19 protein-coding genes are annotated in these 17,240 nt (G+C 67.1%); 10 read left to right on the top strand and 9 right to left on the bottom strand.

Annotated elements, in window-relative coordinates:
• The first annotated feature begins 8 nt into the window (after positions 1 to 8).
• The 3 genes from HW532_RS00220 (at position 9) to HW532_RS00210 (ending at position 3,836) form a co-directional block, all read left to right on the top strand.
• A complete protein-coding gene (locus HW532_RS00220; protein ID WP_213162520.1) occupies positions 9 to 1,157 on the top strand; it encodes an imelysin family protein in 1,149 nt (382 codons plus the stop codon).
• A 3-nt stretch (positions 1,158 to 1,160) separates the two neighbouring features.
• Complete coding sequence (locus HW532_RS00215; protein WP_213162519.1) at positions 1,161 to 2,264, top strand: DUF1513 domain-containing protein; 1,104 nt, start codon at positions 1,161 to 1,163, stop codon at positions 2,262 to 2,264.
• Positions 2,265 to 2,471: 207 nt separating this feature from the next.
• Positions 2,472 to 3,836, top strand: coding sequence for a UDP-glucose dehydrogenase family protein (locus HW532_RS00210; RefSeq protein WP_213162518.1), 1,365 nt, complete (start codon positions 2,472 to 2,474; stop codon positions 3,834 to 3,836).
• Here the strand turns inward: HW532_RS00210 and HW532_RS00205 are convergent.
• The gene (locus HW532_RS00205; RefSeq protein ID WP_213162517.1) at positions 3,823 to 4,482 is read right to left on the bottom strand and encodes a hypothetical protein; all 660 of its coding nucleotides are present in this window, start codon (positions 4,480 to 4,482) and stop codon (positions 3,823 to 3,825) included. The genes HW532_RS00210 and HW532_RS00205 overlap by 14 nt on opposite strands.
• A gap of 277 nt (positions 4,483 to 4,759) precedes the next feature.
• On the opposite strand from HW532_RS00205, the gene HW532_RS00200 reads away from it, so the two are divergent.
• Positions 4,760 to 5,356, top strand: a complete 597-nt coding sequence (locus tag HW532_RS00200) for a tetratricopeptide repeat protein (protein ID WP_213162516.1) — start codon at positions 4,760 to 4,762, stop codon at positions 5,354 to 5,356.
• A 16-nt stretch (positions 5,357 to 5,372) separates the two neighbouring features.
• Here the strand turns inward: HW532_RS00200 and cutA are convergent, their stop codons facing one another.
• Entirely contained in the window at positions 5,373 to 5,705 is a 333-nt protein-coding gene (cutA, locus tag HW532_RS00195; RefSeq protein WP_213162515.1) for a divalent-cation tolerance protein CutA, read from the bottom strand.
• Between the two features lie 88 nt (positions 5,706 to 5,793).
• On the opposite strand from cutA, the gene HW532_RS00190 reads away from it, so the two are divergent.
• Both HW532_RS00190 and HW532_RS00185 read left to right on the top strand, forming a co-directional pair.
• The gene (locus HW532_RS00190; RefSeq protein WP_213162514.1) at positions 5,794 to 6,564 is read left to right on the top strand and encodes an NAD kinase; all 771 of its coding nucleotides are present in this window, start codon (positions 5,794 to 5,796) and stop codon (positions 6,562 to 6,564) included.
• Positions 6,565 to 6,591: 27 nt separating this feature from the next.
• On the top strand, positions 6,592 to 7,206 hold the full coding sequence (locus HW532_RS00185) for a carbonic anhydrase (RefSeq protein ID WP_213162513.1): 615 nt from the start codon (positions 6,592 to 6,594) through the stop codon (positions 7,204 to 7,206).
• Positions 7,207 to 7,425: 219 nt separating this feature from the next.
• On the opposite strand, the gene HW532_RS00180 is transcribed toward HW532_RS00185, so the two are convergent.
• Together HW532_RS00180 and HW532_RS00175 are read right to left on the bottom strand one after the other, a co-directional pair.
• Complete coding sequence (locus tag HW532_RS00180) at positions 7,426 to 8,745, bottom strand: MFS transporter (protein ID WP_213162512.1); 1,320 nt, start codon at positions 8,743 to 8,745, stop codon at positions 7,426 to 7,428.
• 151 nt (positions 8,746 to 8,896) lie between these two features.
• Complete coding sequence (locus tag HW532_RS00175) at positions 8,897 to 9,295, bottom strand: response regulator (protein WP_213162511.1); 399 nt, start codon at positions 9,293 to 9,295, stop codon at positions 8,897 to 8,899.
• A gap of 432 nt (positions 9,296 to 9,727) precedes the next feature.
• Here HW532_RS00175 and HW532_RS00170 point away from each other — a divergent pair, with 432 nt between their 5' ends.
• The 3 genes from HW532_RS00170 to pncA all read left to right on the top strand — a co-directional run bounded on the left by HW532_RS00170 (position 9,728) and on the right by pncA (position 11,766).
• A complete protein-coding gene (locus tag HW532_RS00170; RefSeq protein WP_213162510.1) occupies positions 9,728 to 10,192 on the top strand; it encodes a MaoC family dehydratase in 465 nt (154 codons plus the stop codon).
• Positions 10,193 to 10,198: 6 nt separating this feature from the next.
• Positions 10,199 to 11,080, top strand: coding sequence for an HpcH/HpaI aldolase/citrate lyase family protein (locus tag HW532_RS00165; protein ID WP_213162509.1), 882 nt, complete (start codon positions 10,199 to 10,201; stop codon positions 11,078 to 11,080).
• A 65-nt stretch (positions 11,081 to 11,145) separates the two neighbouring features.
• Positions 11,146 to 11,766, top strand: coding sequence for a bifunctional nicotinamidase/pyrazinamidase (pncA, locus tag HW532_RS00160; RefSeq protein WP_213162508.1), 621 nt, complete (start codon positions 11,146 to 11,148; stop codon positions 11,764 to 11,766).
• Positions 11,767 to 11,986: 220 nt separating this feature from the next.
• On the opposite strand, the gene HW532_RS00155 is transcribed toward pncA, so the two are convergent.
• Genes HW532_RS00155 through HW532_RS00145 form a run of 3 tightly spaced genes read right to left on the bottom strand, consistent with a single transcriptional unit; the run spans position 11,987 to position 14,020 of the window.
• Entirely contained in the window at positions 11,987 to 12,634 is a 648-nt protein-coding gene (locus tag HW532_RS00155) for a flavin reductase family protein (RefSeq protein WP_213162507.1), read from the bottom strand.
• A gap of 11 nt (positions 12,635 to 12,645) precedes the next feature.
• Positions 12,646 to 13,395: an HAD family hydrolase gene (locus tag HW532_RS00150; RefSeq protein WP_213162506.1), complete on the bottom strand. Its 750-nt coding sequence runs from the start codon at positions 13,393 to 13,395 to the stop codon at positions 12,646 to 12,648.
• A 4-nt stretch (positions 13,396 to 13,399) separates the two neighbouring features.
• A complete protein-coding gene (locus HW532_RS00145) occupies positions 13,400 to 14,020 on the bottom strand; it encodes a nitroreductase family protein (RefSeq protein ID WP_246479374.1) in 621 nt (206 codons plus the stop codon).
• Positions 14,021 to 14,268: 248 nt separating this feature from the next.
• On the opposite strand from HW532_RS00145, the gene HW532_RS00140 reads away from it, so the two are divergent.
• Positions 14,269 to 14,634 (top strand): dihydroneopterin aldolase, encoded by a 366-nt coding sequence (locus HW532_RS00140; protein WP_213162505.1) that lies wholly within the window; start codon positions 14,269 to 14,271, stop codon positions 14,632 to 14,634.
• 50 nt (positions 14,635 to 14,684) lie between these two features.
• Here the strand turns inward: HW532_RS00140 and thrS are convergent, their stop codons facing one another.
• Together thrS and yidD are read right to left on the bottom strand one after the other, a co-directional pair.
• The gene (gene thrS, locus HW532_RS00135) at positions 14,685 to 16,634 is read right to left on the bottom strand and encodes a threonine--tRNA ligase (RefSeq protein WP_213162504.1); all 1,950 of its coding nucleotides are present in this window, start codon (positions 16,632 to 16,634) and stop codon (positions 14,685 to 14,687) included.
• Between the two features lie 155 nt (positions 16,635 to 16,789).
• Positions 16,790 to 17,134, bottom strand: coding sequence for a membrane protein insertion efficiency factor YidD (yidD, locus tag HW532_RS00130; RefSeq protein WP_213162503.1), 345 nt, complete (start codon positions 17,132 to 17,134; stop codon positions 16,790 to 16,792).
• Positions 17,135 to 17,240 lie beyond the last annotated feature (106 nt).

The raw sequence follows: 17,240 nt of genomic DNA, 5'->3' as shown, positions 1-17,240 counted from the left end.
GAGACACCATGGCCACCATCACCGGACACCGAAGCCCGCCTGTCGTCCTTGCCGGGCTTCTCGCGCTCCTCGGCCTTCTCGCCCTTGCCGTTCCCCTTGCCCGGCAGGCCGCCGCGCAGGACGCGTCCGGGCGCGAGGCGCTGCGCCGGGAGATCGCACGCGATCTCGTGGTCCATCACGCCCTGCCGCGCTACGAGGCGCTGACCGCTGAAACGGCGGCCCTCGACGAGACCGCGCGGACCTTCTGCGCCGATCCCGCCCCCGACGGCCTCGCCGCCGTGCACGGGGCCTATGCGGACGCCTTCGAGGCGTGGATGGCGATCCAGCATGTCCGCTTCGGCCCGGTCATGCGCGAGGATCGCTACTACCGGCTCGAATACTGGCCGGACAAGCACGGCCAGGGCGGTCGCCAGCTCCGCAAGCTCTTCGCCTCGGGCGACCTGTCCGCCATGACGCCGGAAACGCTCGCCGACAAGAGCGTGGCGCTCCAGGGGTTCCCGGCGCTCGAACGCATCCTCTACGGCAAGAACGCCGAAAGCCGCCTGACCTCCGGCGACGAGACCGCCGCCGGCCTGTGCCGCTTCGCCACCGCGATCACCGGAAACCTCAAGGCCATGGCCGCGGCGACGGAGACGGAATGGCGCGATGGCCCTGCCGCACTGGCGGACGACATGGATGCCGAAACGGTCGACCAGACGCTCAAGGACTTCTTCCAGGCCTTCACCGACGAGTTGCAGTTCATCCGGCTGTCGAAGCTCGGCGAGCCCCTGGGCGACACGCCGAGACAGGCCAATCCGCGCGCGGCCGAAGCCTGGCGCAGCGGCCTGTCCCTGCCCGCGATCCAGGCCAATCTCACCGGCCTCCACGAAGCCTTCGCCGGCAATGAGGGTGCGGGCTCGAAAGGGCTCGGCGCCGCCCTCAACCGCGACGAGGCCGATGGCGACTACCGCCGGTCGGTGGCGCGCGGGCTCCTCTATGGCATCGACTTCATCGACGGCCATCCCGACCTCCTCACGACCGACCTGAAGAGCGAGGAAGGCCGCAAGTCCGTCGCCTTCCTCATGCTGCATCTCGACGGTGTGCGCGAACGGGCCGCCGGCACGCTCGGCGGCGCACTCGGCGTCGATCTCGGCTTCAACGCGATGGATGGAGACTGACCCATGATCGACCGCAGGACCCTGCTCTCCGCCCTCGCCGTCTCCGCCCTCCTTCCGCCCGGCGCCGCGCTCGCCGGGGCGCCTGAGGAAAGGCTCTATCTGAGCGCCTTCGACGACGACAACCGCAGCCACCATGCCGCGGTGTTCGATGGCGAGGGGCGGATCCTCTCCACCATCCCCCTGCCCGACCGGGGCCATGGCGGCGCCTTCCACCCCACGCGCGGCGAGGCGGTAGCCTTCGCCCGCCGGCCCGGCGATTTCGCCGTGGCGTTCGAGGCGCGCACCGGGCGGGTCGTCGCCACCATACGCTCGCCTGAGGGCCGGCATTTCTACGGCCACGGCGTCTTCACCGCGGATGGCCGCCTGCTCTATGCGACGGAGAACGACTACGAGACCGGCGACGGCGCGATCGGCATCTGGGACGCCAGCAACGGTTACAGGCGCGTCGGCGCCTTCGCATCGAACGGCATCGGCCCCCACGAGCTGCGCTTCATGCCGGACGGGCGCACGCTGGCGGTGGCCAATGGCGGCATCCTGACCCATCCCGACAGCGGTAGGCGCAAGCTCAACATCCCCGACATGGATCCCACGCTCGCCCTGATCGATTCGACGGACGGCACGCTCGTGCGCGAGACGCGCCTGCCGCGCGAGATGCACAAGCTTTCCATCCGCCACCTCGCCGTGGCCCCCGGAGGCGAGATCGGCGTCGCGCTCCAGTATCAGGGGCCGAAGGAGGACCGCCCGCCGCTCGTCTTCCTGTGGAAGGACGGCGAGGCCCGCCTGCTCGACCTGCCGGGCGACACGCTGGAGCGCATGGAGAACTATTGCGGCTCCGCGGCCATGGACCCGGCGGGCCGGGTGCTCGGCATCTCCGCGCCGCGCGGCGATCTCGCGGCGTTCTTCGCGGTCGAGGACGGCCGCTTCCTGGAATCGGTGAAGCTCGACGATGGCTGCGGCCTTGCACCGGGCGCGGGGCCCGCGGACTTCGTGTTGTCCAGCGGCAACGGAAAGCGCCTCCTCCATACCGTCGGGCGCCAGGGCGACGACCGCATCCTGCCCGCCTCCGCCGCCCATTGGGACAACCACATCACCCCGTGGCGCGCCTGACGGACGACGCCGGGAACGCCTCGCGGGACGGGCAGCCCCTCCCGGACCGCCTGGGCTGCCACATTCTCTCCGCGTTCGTCCGGTCAATGTCGCGCCCCGGCTAGGGGGAAGCGATGTTTGACAACGACCCCCGCGCCCGTTTAGCTGCCGCGGCGTAACATCCCGACGGAGACCGGCAAGGCCTCGTCCCAACGAACAAGCGGATCAATGAACATCACGGTTATCGGCACTGGCTATGTCGGCCTCGTCACCGGGGCATGCTTCGCCCATATCGGGCTCAATGTGACCTGCGCGGATATCGACAAGGGCAAGATCGACGCGCTCAATGCGGGCCGCATCCCGATCTACGAGCCCGAACTGGAGGAGATCGTGCGTGCCTCCCACAAGCAGGGGCGGCTCGACTTCACCACCGACGTTCCGGCAGCCGTCAAGGGCGCGGATGCAGTCTTCATCGCCGTGGGCACGCCGTCCATGGCCGATGGCCGGCCCGATCTCACCGCGGTGATCGCCGTCGCACGCACCATAGCGCCCGCCCTCGACCCGGAAACCGTGGTGGTCGTGAAGTCGACCGTGCCGGTCGGCTCCGGTGCCTATGTGGAGCGCGTGCTCCGCGAGACGGCGCCCGACGCGGTGTTCTCCATGGCATCCAATCCGGAATTCCTGCGCGAGGGCTGCGCCGTACAGGACTTCCTCAATCCCGACCGCATCGTCGTCGGTGTCGGCGACTGCCATGCCCGCGACGTCATGACCGCGATCTATGCGCCCTTCGGCCAGGACGGCGTGCCGGTGGTCGTCACCAACATTCCCACGGCGGAGCTCATCAAATACGCCGCCAACGCCTTCCTCGCCGCCAAGGTCGCCTATATCAACGAGATGGCCAATCTGTGCGACGCGGTCGGTGCCGATGTCGACCAGCTCTCCCGCGCCATCGGGCTCGACGAGCGTATCGGTCCGGCCTTCCTCAAGCCCGGTCCCGGCTATGGCGGTTCCTGCTTTCCGAAGGATACGCTCGCGCTTACCGCGCTGGCGCACGAGGCCGATTGCCCGGTGCGCATCGTGGAGGCGGTCATCTCCTCCAATACCTACCATATCCGCCGCCTCGTCTCGCGCATCGAGGCGGAGTTCGCTGCCGCCTGGACAGAGCGCGGCTATGGCGATACCAAGCTGCACGGCAAGACGGTCGCGCTCCTCGGCCTCGCCTTCAAGAGCAACACCGACGACATCCGCAGCGCCGCGAGCCTCGTGATCGTACCCCATCTGCTGCGCCGGGGCGCACGTATCCGGGCCTACGACCCGGCCGCCATGGACAATGCCCGTGCGCTCATGCCCGAGCTCGACTATTGCGAGAGCGAGGCCGATGTCCTGGCTGGCGCCGACGCCGCGCTGCTCCTGACGGAGTGGCCGCAGTTCAAGGAGCTTGACTGGCCGGAACTCGCCTCGTCCATGGCGGCACCCGTGCTGTTCGATCTGCGCAATCTCTATGCGCCCTCGACCATGGCGGAGATGGGATTGGCGTATTTCTCGCTCGGCCGCCCGGCAGCGACCGAAGAGGCCTTGTTCAGCGCTCGATGACCGTATCGCCGCGACCCGAGGGCGGTCCGCCGGGCCGCTCCGGCGCGGTGCCGGGAACGCGGGTCGTCCCCGGTGGCGCGGCATTGTTGCGGGTGACGCGCCGCAGATTGAGGGCGAGCTTCTCGTAGCGGCGTCCGCTGCCGGCCTCCTTGGCCCTGATGACCGTGCCGAGCCGGCGGTCGCCCCGGTTGAGGAGCAGGATCCAGAGACTGTCCTCCGCCGCGAAGGTCTCCTGCGCATTGCGTGGGCTGTATTCGCGGCGCGACAGGGTCACATGGAGGGCGCGCCCCTTCACCTCGCAGGTCGCATAGGCGCGCCCGATGATCGAGGACCCGTTCACATAGCCCGTCAGCACGTCGCCGGAGGACACCTCGAAATAGCCCGAGGCGTGCACGCCGCCCCCGCCGCCCTGGCAGGACAGCGTGTGTTCGAGCCGCCCTTCCCGCCGGCTCCAGTCGAGCAGAAGCGTGCAGTCCACCCGCTCGACCGGACCGCCGCGACCGCGGCGCACGGTCCCCTGGCCGGCCCATAGCCCGTTGAGCGCATCCAGCATTTCCGCGCTGTTCGATGCGGGCGAACGCGTCTGCTGTGCCGACGCCGTGCCATGCGGCGTCAGGCCGAGCGCCAACAGGACAACGGCGCCCAATGCCCCTCGTCGTGCCTTGTGCAGGAGCCCTCCCCCCGATCCAGACCATGCCGGACCCGATACGTTCTCTTCGCGATAAATGGCATTACCTTACCAGCCGCCCCGCCCCATATTCAATCTTGCCGCCCGCCGTCAAGCGGTTCGTTGCCGGCTGGGACTGGCCTTCCGGGCGCAAGGCGTGGATTATAGGCGTGCCGGCGCCTCGTCCGCCCGGCCGCCTTCCATGGGGAGTGCGAGGCAGGTTCGGAAGGACGCCACAAGGAGGAGGGTTCCGACGATGACAGCGGCTTTTCCCGCCACGCCGCGCCGACCATGGCTGAGCGCTGCGGTCCCGGCCGCCGCACTCGCCATTCTGGCCATGACCGCCCTTTCGGGGCCGGTCCACGCTCTCGGCACGGAAAGTCCGCCAACACCGACCACCGATGGTGACGACGACACGACGTCCGACGACGAAAGGCGGATCCTCGAGAAATGGAGCACGGAGAGCGGCGACGAGCTCGACGCCACCGCCTTCCAGGGCTACAGGCGTGCGGAGATCCTCATAGGGTTGGGAGAATACGCCGCCGCCATAGACGCGCTGCGGGCACTCGGCCGGCCGGACGACGCCAATGTGCTCAACCTGCTCGGCTATTCCCACCGCAAGCTCGGCCTGATCGATGTCGGCATCGCCTATTACACGAAGGCGCTCAAGCGCAATCCGGCGCACAGGGGCGTGCACGAGTATCTCGGCGAGGCCTATCTGCAGAAGAACGAACTCGGCAAGGCCCATCTGCTGCTGGAGAAGCTGGAGGCCTTGTGCGGGGGCACGCAGTGCGAGGAGTACCGCGCCCTGTCGGAGGCGATTGCGGCCCACGAGACCGCCGGCCGGATCTGAGCGTGGGCCGGGGCGCCTACCGCGCCGCCGTCTGCGCCGCGATCCAGTCGATGAAGGGCTGGCTGCCGCCGGCGAGCGGAACGACGAGGACGGCCGGCTCGTCATAGGGGTGCAGGCGCGCGATCTCGGCGACCGTCTCGTCGGCGCGGGCCTTGCGGGTCTTCACGATCATGGCGACCTCGTCGGCGCGCTCCACATCGCCCTGCCATTCATAGAGCGAGACCATGCCCGGAAAGATGTTGACGCACGCCGCAAGCTTGCGGTTCACCAGTTCGTATCCCAGTTCTTCCGCCTCCTCCATCGCGCCAAAGGTGGTATAGATGAAGACAGGCGCGTCCTGTTCGCTCATATCTCCTCCCAGGGGTCGCAAGGGGTGCAGGGTCCATCCGGGTCCCGACCCTATCCCGTCACACGCCAACCGTTAAGAGCAGCCCATCATGCCTCATCGCTCCAAGATCGCCTTTCTGGCCAGCGACGCTCCGGAGGCGGAGGACGCCCGCATGCGCCTGGAGGCACGATACGGCCACACCGAGCCGGACGAGGCCGATATCGTCGTCGCGCTTGGCGGCGACGGGCTCATGCTGCAGGCCCTGCACCGTTTCGTGTCCATGGGCAAGTCGATCTACGGCATGAACCGGGGGTCGGTCGGCTTCCTCATGAACGAGTTCGTCGAGGAAGATCTTCCCGAACGGCTGGCGCAGGCGGAGGTGACCGCCGTCCATCCCCTGCGCATGAGGGCGGAGGACCGCACCGGCCAAGTCTACGACGCCCTCGCCTTCAACGAGGTCTCCTTGCTGCGCGAGACCTATCAGGCCGCCAAGCTGCGCATCGCCGTCGACGGGCGGGTGCGGCTGGAGGAGCTCATCTGCGACGGCGTCCTGGTGTCGACACCGGCGGGCAGCACGGCCTACAACCTGTCCGCCCACGGGCCCATCCTGCCGATCAACTCGCCGCTCCTGGCGCTCACCCCCATCAGTGCGTTCCGGCCGCGGCGCTGGCGCGGCGCGATCCTGCCGCGCGAGGCGCAGGTGCGCATCGAGGTGCTCGAGCACGAGAAGCGTCCGGTCAGCGCGGTCGCCGACCATACCGAGTTCCGCGATGTGACGGAGGTCTCCGTGGAGGAGGATATGAGTCTGAGCGTCAACATGCTCTTCGACCCCGGCCACAATTTGGCCGAACGCGTGTTGAACGAGCAGTTCCGATATTAAAGCAATCTGTGCGGCGAGGACGGTTCCATGCTCGATCATCTCAAAGCGAACAATCGTGCCTGGGCGGAACGGATGGTTTCCGCCGATCCCGGCTTCTTCGAACGGCTGGTGGGCCAGCAGGCCCCGGAATATCTCTGGATCGGCTGTTCCGACAGCCGGGTGCCGGCCAACGAGATCGTCGGGCTCGATCCGGGCGAGCTGTTCGTCCACCGCAATGTCGCCAATCTCGCCCCGCCGCAGGACGCCAACTACCTGTCTGTGCTGCAATTCGCCGTCGACGTTCTGAAGATCCGGCACATCATGGTGGTGGGCCACTATGGATGCGGCGGTGTCGCAGCCGCCGTGGACGGCCAGCGGCGCGGGCTCGTGGACCACTGGCTCCATCCGATCCGCGAGGTGTTCGACGAGCATCGCGGCGAGCTCGAGGCCATCGTCGACCATCATCGCCGCCTCGACCGGCTGTGCGAGCTCAATGTCGTCCGGCAGGTCCGCAACGTCGCCTCCGACGTCTTCGTCCGCGACGCCTGGGCGCGCGGCCAGGCGCTGTCGGTGCATGGCTGGGTCTATTCCCTGTCCAACGGTCTGGTGACCGATCTCGACGTCACGGTCAGGCGCCCGGAAGACATGCGCAAGCTCGGCTGAGAGGGGGCACGCGGAGGCAATTTTTAACGCTGGATTAACACCTTGTGGCCGGTTCTTCGATCCTTGCGCCGCTAAGGAAAAATTAAGCAGCGCCCCCTACTCTCCAAATCCGTGAGTAGCGTACCGAGTGACCGCGTGGCGGTCATATCCTGCGTATCTCGTGCCGGGGCAAGGCCCCGGCACGTCCCCCTCTCCCCGATCTCCCGACAGACAATGCGCTCAACGCGCCTCGCCGGCCGGCGCCGGCTGGCTGTCGCCATTCTCCCGCTCGCCGTCGCCTGCGGCGGCCGCTTCCGCCCCCGCCTCCACAATCTCCTCCGCGATCGCCTGGGCCGTGACCTGTGTCGTCCTCGGTGCGACCAGCACGAACTCGCCCTGATCCTCCACGGGCACGACCTCCGGCCGGCGATACATCCGGTAGACGACATAGATCCCCATCAGCCCGTACAGGGCGCAGAGATAATAGGCGAAGCCCGCCGCGCCGACGAACCGCATGGCGCCACCGGCCAGAAGCGGCCCGACGATCGCGCCCACACCGTAAAGCAGGATGAGCTTGCCGCTCGCCCCGAGCATCTGGTCGGGTTCCAGATGGTCGTTGGCATGGGCGAGCGTGATCGAATAGAGCGGCAGGGACAGGGTGCCGAACAGCATGAAGAGCAGGATGACAGCCTCCTCCGACCGGCCCGTGGCGAGCGCGCAGCCGGCCGCGATCACCGCGGAGACGAAGGACAGGACCGCCAGCATCAGACGCCGGTCGTAGCGGTCCGACAACAGACCGATCGGATATTGCGACACGACGACGCCAAGCGGCGGCAGGGCCATGAGGACCGAGGTCTCCGCCACGGTGAAGCCCGACAAAGTGGCGTAGACGGCGCCCATGGAAAAGAAGGCCGCCTGCCCCGCCCCATTGGCGAAGCTGGCGATCACCGCGAGCGGCGAGCCCTTGTAGATATCGGCAACCGCTACCGCGCGCGGATGGGTAATGTCGGGCGCTGCCGTGCGCACCAGCGAGATCGGCACCAGCGCCAGAGAGACCAGCGCGGAGACCACGATGAACAGCTCGAAGCCGCCCGGATCGGCGAGGTTCAGGAAAAGCTGGCCGAGACCCATGCAGGCATAGGTGATCGCCATGTAGACCGATAGCAGACGCCCCCGGTTCTGGTTCGTCGAGACGGAGTTGAGCCAGCTCTCCGCCACAATGAACAGGCCGGAGATGCACATGCCCGCAACGAACCGCATGACGAACCACCAGACGGGGTTCACGAAGACCGCCAGCAGCAGAACGGCGGTCGACACGACGGAGGCGAGTGCGGCGAAGACCCGGATATGACCGACATAGGAGACGAGAGCGGGCGTCGTGATCGAGCCCGCCAGCAGGCCCAGCGAGTAGCCCGCCATGACGATACCGGTGACGAGCGGTCCGAATTCCTCCATGGCGGCCCGTACGCCGAGCAGCGTGCCCTGCAGCCCGTTGCCGAGCGTCAGGAGCGCAAAGCCGAACAGCAACGCCCAGAGCGACCGCACCCCGCCAGACAGCATCCTGCGCCTCCCGAAATAGCCATGACTATAGGCATAAGCGATGCGGGTTCGTACACCCGGCGGGACCGTACCTATTCCCCCAATGCGACCACCGATGGGCGATAGGCGTCAACTTGCGCCCATGAACCGCGGCAATCGGGTGGGAATGAGGTCAGCCCATGGCGGCGACGGGTGCGGCCATCGTTTCGACGAGGCCGAACTGGTTGAGCTTGAAGTCCAGCACGTCACTGTCGAACGGCTTCATCAGGCACTCCGTGGCGCCTTCCCAGATCGCCGTCCCGATCGCCTCGGCATCGGCATCGCGTGCACAGATGAAGACCACGGGCTCCAGGCCGCGACGGGTGGACCGCAGGCGCCGGATGAAATCGAGCGCACTGATGCCGTCGAGCCGGTCGGATACCATGATGAGATCCGGCATGTCGCGCCGGCACCGTTCCAGCGCGGCCACGCCATCGCCGGCGATATCGACCGCGAAGTCATAGGGCGCAAGGAGATCGGCGAGCTGGCGACGATCCGGGGCCGAGCCGTCTATGATCAGGCATTGGGTCATATCGTCTTTCGCCTCGAGGGCCCTCGCTTCAGGCGACGTCCTGTTGCGCCTGATACGAGTCCTAGGGAGTCGCGGCTTAATGATCGGTTAACAGGATATCCACAGACGTGACCGTTTGTTTTTCTCAAGAAAAACAGATAGTTAACGAAAGAACGAGAGATATCCACAGCCAACAGATTGTGGAGAAAATGGGGCCGGCGTTAACGGATCGGGCCGACTCGGAAGATTCGCCAAACAATCTTTAGTTGATTCGTGTTCTTCTTTTTCCCTCCTGGGGATGGGCCCGTCGGCCACCAGGCGTCCCCATCACGCATCAAGCGGGTTGCGAAACCGTGAACGAGGGGCAAGGATCGGCCCGACCGTCCGCAGCGCGGGTCCCCGCGCGCGGCGCGACATCCGAATCAATCACGACCATATGGGGAGATCTCGGCAATGGCCGGACTTTACTTCGAGGATTTCGAGATCGGCTCCGTTCACGCCCATCCACTGCGCCGGACCGTGACGGAGATGGACAACATGCTGTTCTCCAATCTCACCCTCAACCCCCAGCCACTCCATATCGACCGGCATTTCTGCGAGACCGAGACCGAATGGGGCCAGCCGCTGATGAACAGCCTGTTCACCCTCGGCCTGATGATTGGCATCTCGGTGAACGACCTGACCGTCGGCACCACCATCGCCAATCTCGGCATGACCGATGTGCGCTTCCCCAACCCTCTCTTCCAAGGCGACACGGTGCATGTGGAGACGGAGATCGTATCGAAACGCGAGAGCCGGTCGCGCCCCGATGCGGGCATCGTTGAGATGGAGCATCGCGCCTTCAAGCAGGACGACACGCTGGTCGCCGTCTGCCGCCGGCAGGCCTTCATGCGCAAGCGTCCCGAAGGGAAGGCCTGATCCGCCATGCGTTCCCTCCTCTTCGTTCCCGCCGACAGTCCGCGCAAGATCGAGAAGGCGCTCGGCTCCGGCGCCGACGCGATCATCCTCGACCTCGAGGATTCCGTCGCCCTCGACAACAAGCCGTCGGCCCGCGAGACGGTAGCACGGCTCCTCCCCGGGCTCTCGGCGGATGAGCGCGCGGACCTGCCGCGCCTCTATGTGCGCGTCAACGCGTTCGACACCGGGCTCACCGAAACCGATCTCGACGCCGCCATGGCGGGCGCGCCGGACGGCATCATGCTGCCCAAGGCCTGTGGCGGACGCGATGTCCAAAGCCTCTCCGCGCTCATCGCCGCGCGCGAGGCGTCAGATATCCGCGGACGCACGCGCATCCTCGCCATCGCGACGGAGCATGCCCGCGGCGTGCTCGCCCTTGCCGACTACGACAGTGCGGGCGAACGTCTCGAGGGCCTTGCCTGGGGCGCGGAGGACCTCTCCGCCGATCTCGGCGCGCAGGCGATCCGCGAGGCCGACAACCGCTATACCGAACCCTTCCGCGTCGCGCGGACGGGCACGCTGTTCGCCGCCGTCGCCGCAGGTGTCATCCCGATCGACGGCGTCTACGGCAATTTCCGCGACGATGCGGGGTTACGCCATGAATGCGCAGAGGCCGCGCGCGACGGCTTCACCGCGAAGATGGCGATCCATCCCGCCCAGGTGCCCGCGATCAACGAGGCGTTCACGCCGTCGGGCGAGGCGGTGGCGCGCGCGCGCCGGATCGTGGACGCCTTCGCGCAAAGCGGCAATGCGGGCGTGATCGGCCTTGACGGAGAGATGCTCGACAGGCCCCATCTCACCCGCGCCGAGCGGCTCCTGGAGCGCGCGCGCCGCTACGGGCTCGCCTGAGCCCTCGAAGGGGCGGATCGCCCGGCGGTTCCGTCCCCGACATCCCGTTTCGAAGGAGGCCAGCGATGAGACCGGCGAGCGAGATCCTGCTGATTGTCGACGTCCAGAACGATTTCTGCCCCGGCGGAGCACTGGCCGTTCCGGAGGGGGACGCGGTGGTGTCCGTCATCAACGCCCTCATCCCGCGTTTCACCCATGTCGCGCTGACGCAGGACTGGCACACGCCCGACCATACCTCCTTCGCCTCCGGTCATGCCGGGCGCGCACCCTTCGAGACGGTCGAACTCTCCTACGGGGAGCAGGTGCTGTGGCCGGACCATTGCGTCCAGGCCAGCGAGGGCGCGGCCTTCCACCCCGAGCTCGACACGACGCGCGCAGAGCTCGTCGTCCGCAAGGGCTTCCGGCGGCATATCGATTCCTATTCAGCGTTCTTCGAGAACGACCGGACGACGCCCACCGGACTTGCCGGCTATCTCGCCGAGCGCGGCATCGACACGATCTGTCTCGCCGGGCTCGCGACCGATTTCTGCGTCGCCTTCTCCGCACTGGACGGTCGGCGGCTGGGTTTTGCGGTGACCGTGATCGAAGACGCCTGCCGCGCCATCGATCTGGACGGCTCGCTCGCTGCCATGCGCGACGAGATGGACCGCGCCGGCGTGGCCTTCACAACCGCCGACGAGGTGTGAGCGTCATGAACGAGCCGATACTCGGCCTCACCGTCGACGGCAGGACCGCAGATATCCGATGGCAGTTCGGCTCGCATCCGGCATCTGCTGCTTGTCATTCCCGCGAAAGCGGGACTCCACAAGCGACCCCAAAAACATGGATCCCCGCTTTCGCGAGGATGACAGTCGTAGGTGGGATCGAGGAATAAGACCAGGTTTCACTCAAGTTGAATGAAACCGCTCACGTCGTTTCGCGCTCCACGATCGCGCCGCGCTCTCCGTCGACATCCGGCCGGCGCATCTGGAAGAGCTCCGTGACGACCGCGTAGTCCATATAGCCGCAGCGCGCGATGGGCTTCATCGCGGCGGTATCGACCAGGCCGTTGCGGATATAGCTGTCGTCGATATGGATGCCGACCACCTTGCCGAGCACGATGGCATAGGGGTGATGCCCGTCGGGGCCCTCCGCGCCCTCCAGCGTGATCGTGCGGTCATAGACGCATTCGAGCGCGGCCGGCGCCTCTTTCACGCGTGGCGGCCTGACCCGCGCGCACGGGGCCGGTGTCAGGCCGGCGAGCGCGATCTCGTCCACATCGGGGCGCACGGCGGCGGAGCTGCGGTTCATCTCCTCGCGAAGATCCCATGTCGCCAGATTGCAGACGAATTCCCCCGTCTCCTCGATATTGCGCTGGCTGTCCTTCCGCCCGCCGCTGCCGAACAGCACATAGTGCGGATCGGTCGCCATGGCGTTGAAGAAGCTGTAGGGCGCGAGATTGACCGTACCGTCGGGGGCGAGGCTGGAGATCCAGCCGATCGGGCGCGGCACCACCAGAGCCTTGAAGGGATCGTGCGGCAGGCCGTGATCGTTTTTCAGCGCGTCGTAGAACATGGGAGACGGTTTCACCCTTCCTTTGGCAGCGCGGCGGCCTGTGTCTCGGCCAGTCGCGGCAGATGGGAAATATCCTCGATCACCGCATGGGCCAGCGGGGCGAGGTCGTCATGGGCCGAATTGCCCGACAGGACGCCGATCCTGAGCCCGGCGCCGGCGGCCTCGGCCATCTCCAGATCGTGCATGTTGTCGCCGATGACGGCGACTTCGGCGGGCTCGAGACCGCAGCGCTGGCAGAAGGCATGCACCATGTCGGGCGCGGGCTTGGCGCGCTCCACGCTGTCCCAGCCGATCACCGCGTCGAACATGTCGCGCACGCCGAGCTGGGCGAGACAGCGCTCCGCCGACAGGGCGGCATCGTTGGTCGCCACGCCGAGCCGGAACCGCCCCGTGGCGGCGAGACCGCCGAGCACCGGCGCGAGATCGCAGACCGCGACGGCGGTGGACGACGCCGTCTGCACGATCTGCGCATCCATATGCCCGACGGCAGCCTTGCGCGCCTCGCGGTCGAGATCGGGCTGCCAGAGCTCGACGAGATCCACAGTGGTTCCGGCCGCGATGACAGAGCCTGCGCGAAACCGGCCGGCCGCCTCGTCATAGCCGGCCTGCTCCAGCAGGCGGGCTGCATGGCCCGCATCGCCGCCGGCGACCTCGAGCGCGAAGCGTTCGAACAGCGCTTGCCAGCTCGCCTCGAAGTCGATCAGCGTGCCGTCCTTGTCGAACAGCAACCCCCGGATGGCCTGCCAGTCCGCCGCCGCCATGATCTCAGCACCCGTATTCGCTGACGAGCGCGTCGAGATCGGGGCGCGGCCGCTCCATCGGCGCCTCGCGCGCCGTGCCCATATAGACGAAACCGGCGATGCGCTCGCCCTCGTCGAGCCCCATGGCGCGAACCGTCTCCTCGTCGAAGGCATACCATTCCGTCAGCCACTGCGCCGCATAGCCCATGGCGGCCGCCGAGATCAGCATGTTCTGGCAGACCGCACCGGCGGACAGCACCTGTTCCCATTCGGGAATCTTGGGATGAGCGCGGGCCGTGGAGACCACACCCACGACGACCGGCGCGCGCAGGAACCGGCCGCACTCGAAAGCCAGGGTCTCGCCGCTCGCGTCCGGGTGAAGCGCCCGGTAGCGTGCCTGAAGCACCTCGCCAATGGCCTCGCGGGCCCCGCCCCGGAACAGGATGAAACGCCACGGCGCGAGCTTGCCGTGATCGGGCACGCGCGCCGCCGCCTTCAGGATCGCCGTCAGCGCATCCCCTTCAGGCCCCGGCTCGCCCATGAGGGCAACCGGCGTGGAACGCCGCGTTGCGAGAAGGCTCAATGTGCTGGTGCGGTCGTTGAGGCGGGCGGCGGGCGCATCCGCGGCCATCGCGTCTTGCTGCATGGGATCATCGTCCTCCGTGTTGGCATTCTGTGCTGGAAGAGGCTCCGGCGAAAGTCAATATGGCCGGCCCGGAACAGGATGTCGCGCTGCGGGAATGCGCGAGACCGCCCTCGCTCAGGCGAGCCCGCCCCCTTCCGGGCCGATCGCGTCTCGCCGGTTGGGCGCGATGATATCCGAAAAGGGCCTGCACTTTCCGGCATCATGCCCTAAGGTCGCGCCGGTTGGAACGCGGAGCGAGCGCAGGCCCCATGAAAATAGACCGTTTCACCCTGTTCCTCGACGGCTTCGAGATCGAGGCGGAGATCGGCATTCACGACTTCGAGCGGGGCCGGCGCCAGCGCATGCGCATCGACATCGCGCTCACGCTCACCCCGGACAGCCTTGCCGGCACCGACGAGCTCGACGACACGCTCGACTACGACTTCCTGCGCGAGGAGATCGCCGCGCTCGTCGCGCATCGGCGCTTCAACCTCCAGGAGACGCTCGCCCGCGAGATCGTCGCGCTGATCGCGCGCCGGACCGATGTCGAGGCCGGCACGGTGCGCGTGTGCAAGCCGGATGTCTATCCGGATGCCGAGGCCATCGGCTGCGAACTGGCCTTCTCGCGGCGATAGGCCCCACCCCGTCGAAGACGGGATGGGGATGGTTCTATCGTCCGGTTCCCTCAGGCCGCCTTCGACGCCTCCTCGCGCTGGCGTCTGACATCGGGCGCCAGGGCCTCGTCCACAATGCCGGCAATGGCGGCGTCGAGCGGCAGGGCCGACTGCTCTTTCACGCCGAGGCGACGGATATTGACGGCGCCATCGTCGACCTCGCGCTTGCCGACCACGAAGATCACCGGGATCTTGGCGAGCGAGTGCTCGCGGACCTTGTAGTTGATCTTCTCGTTCCTGAGATCGACATCGGCCCTCAGGCCCGCAGCGCGGCAGGCGTCGCGGACCTTCAGCGCATAGTCGTCGGCATCCGACACGATGGTCGTCACCATGACCTGCACCGGCGCGAGCCAGAGCGGCATGTGGCCGGCAAAATGCTCAAGCAGGATGCCGGTGAAGCGCTCCAGCGAGCCGAACATCGCCCGGTGCAGCATGACCGGCGTGTGCTTCTCGCCATCCGCCCCGATATAGAACGCGCCGAGCCGGCCCGGCAGGTTCAGGTCCACCTGCACCGTGCCGCACTGCCATTCCCGGCCGATCGCGTCGCGCAACACATAGTCGAGCTTGGGCCCGTAGAAGGCGCCATCACCCGGATTGTGCACGAAGGTCTGCCCGGCCGCCTCGCCGGCTGTGCGCAGGGCGGCTTCAGCCTTGTCCCACACCGCGTCGGAGCCGATGCGCACCTCGGGGCGGTCGGAGAACTTGATGACCACGTCCTCGAAGCCGAAGTCCTTGTAGACCGACAGGATCAGATCGTTGAGCCTGACCGCCTCCTGGGTGATCTGCTCCTCGGTGCAGAAGACATGGGCATCGTCCTGGGTGAAGCCGCGCACGCGGAACAGCCCGTGAAGCGCACCGGAAGGCTCGTAGCGGTGCACCGCACCGAACTCGGAGATCTTGATCGGCAGGTCGCGATAGGACTTCAGCCCGTTCTTGAACACCTGGACGTGGCCCGGGCAGTTCATGGGCTTCAGCGCGAAGACACGCTCATCCTCCGTCTCGGTGATGAACATGTTCTCGTGATACTTCTCCCAGTGGCCGGACGCCTCCCACAGCGCCCGGTCGAGGAGCTGCGGGGTGTTGACCTCCACATAGTCGTTCGCCTGCTGGCGGCGGCGCATATAGCCGATAAGCTCCTGGAACAGCGTCCAGCCCTTGGGATGCCAGAAGACGACGCCCGGCCCCTCCTCCTGGAAGTGGAAGAGGTCCATCTCGCGTCCGAGCCGGCGATGGTCGCGCCGTTCGGCCTCCTCCAGCCGCTCCAGATAGGTCTTGAGGTCCTTCGGGCTCGCCCAGGCGGTGCCGTAGATGCGCTGGAGCATCGGGTTCCTGGCGTCGCCGCGCCAATAGGCCCCCGCGATCTTCATTAGCTTGAAAGCGTTGCCAACCTTGCCGGTGGACGGCATGTGCGGCCCGCGGCACAGGTCGAGCCACTCGCCCTGGCGATAGATGCGGATCTCCTGGTCCTCAGGGATCGCGTCGACCAGCTCGACCTTGAACTGCTCGCCCTTGTCGGCGAAGAAGCGCTTGGCCTCCTCGCGGCTCCAGATCTCCTTGGTGAACGGCTTGTCGCGCGCGACGATCTCGCGCATCTTCGCCTCGATCTTTTCCAGATCCTCCGGATGGAACGGCTCGTTGCGGGCGAAATCGTAGTAGAAACCGTTCTCGATCACCGGGCCGATGGTGACCTGCGTGCCCGGATAGAGCTCCTGCACAGCCTCCGCCATCACATGAGCGGCATCGTGCCGGATCAGCTCCAGAGCCGTCTCGTCGTCACGGGTAACGATGCTGATTTCAGCGTCGTTCTCAATAGGATCGGCAAGATCCTTAAGAACGCCGTTCAGCTCGACCGCGACCGCCTTCTTGCGGAGGGAATTGGAAATGGATGCCGCGACATCGGCGCCGGAGACGCCGTTCTCGAAGTCGCGCTTGTCGCCGTCGGGAAAAGTCAGAGTGATCATCTGTCATCTCCTGCTCACTCGCTGCATACCAACGCAGGTAAGCATTCTCGGGTTGTCACTTGGGGCCGGTCCGGCCACCGCGCAAGGCGCGCGCCCGCTTCTTGCCCCTTTCGGTCCGCGCCGTCAAGCAAACGCCCCGGCAAGGGCCGACGCCCTCAATCCTCGAAACGCTCGGTGATGTGGCGCCCGGTCCAGCGCCCGTAGCGCCAGAAGCGCCAGCCGTGGTCCGGCAGGCTGTCCGGCACGGGGTCGAGCCCGTGGCTCCCCCAGGGATGGCAGCGCGCGACCCGCGAAAAGCCGAGCCAGAAACCGCGCCAGGCGCCATGCCGCCGCACGGCCTCCGCGGCGTATTCCGAGCAGCTCGGCATGTGCCGGCATGTCCGGCCCATCACCGCCGACAGCGTGAGCTGGTAGAGACGGATGAGACCCAGCATCGCCCGGCCCGCCGGAGTGACGGGACCGGCGACCGGAGGCTCGTGCTTGTCGGTGATCTCGGTCATTGTTTCTCGTGCCAGCAATCCTGCTCTCCTAAGGTGCGCCCGCCCCTGCCCTCCCGCAAGCCCCCGGGACGGGGCGTGCCGATTTCCGGACCGGCCGAATTACGCT

The sequence above is a fragment of the Kaustia mangrovi genome (assembly GCF_015482775.1).
In the GTDB taxonomy this organism is placed as follows: domain Bacteria; phylum Pseudomonadota; class Alphaproteobacteria; order Rhizobiales; family Im1; genus Kaustia; species Kaustia mangrovi.
Note: the sequence above shows the minus strand (reverse complement) of the source record. Positions and strands in the feature narration are given on the sequence as shown.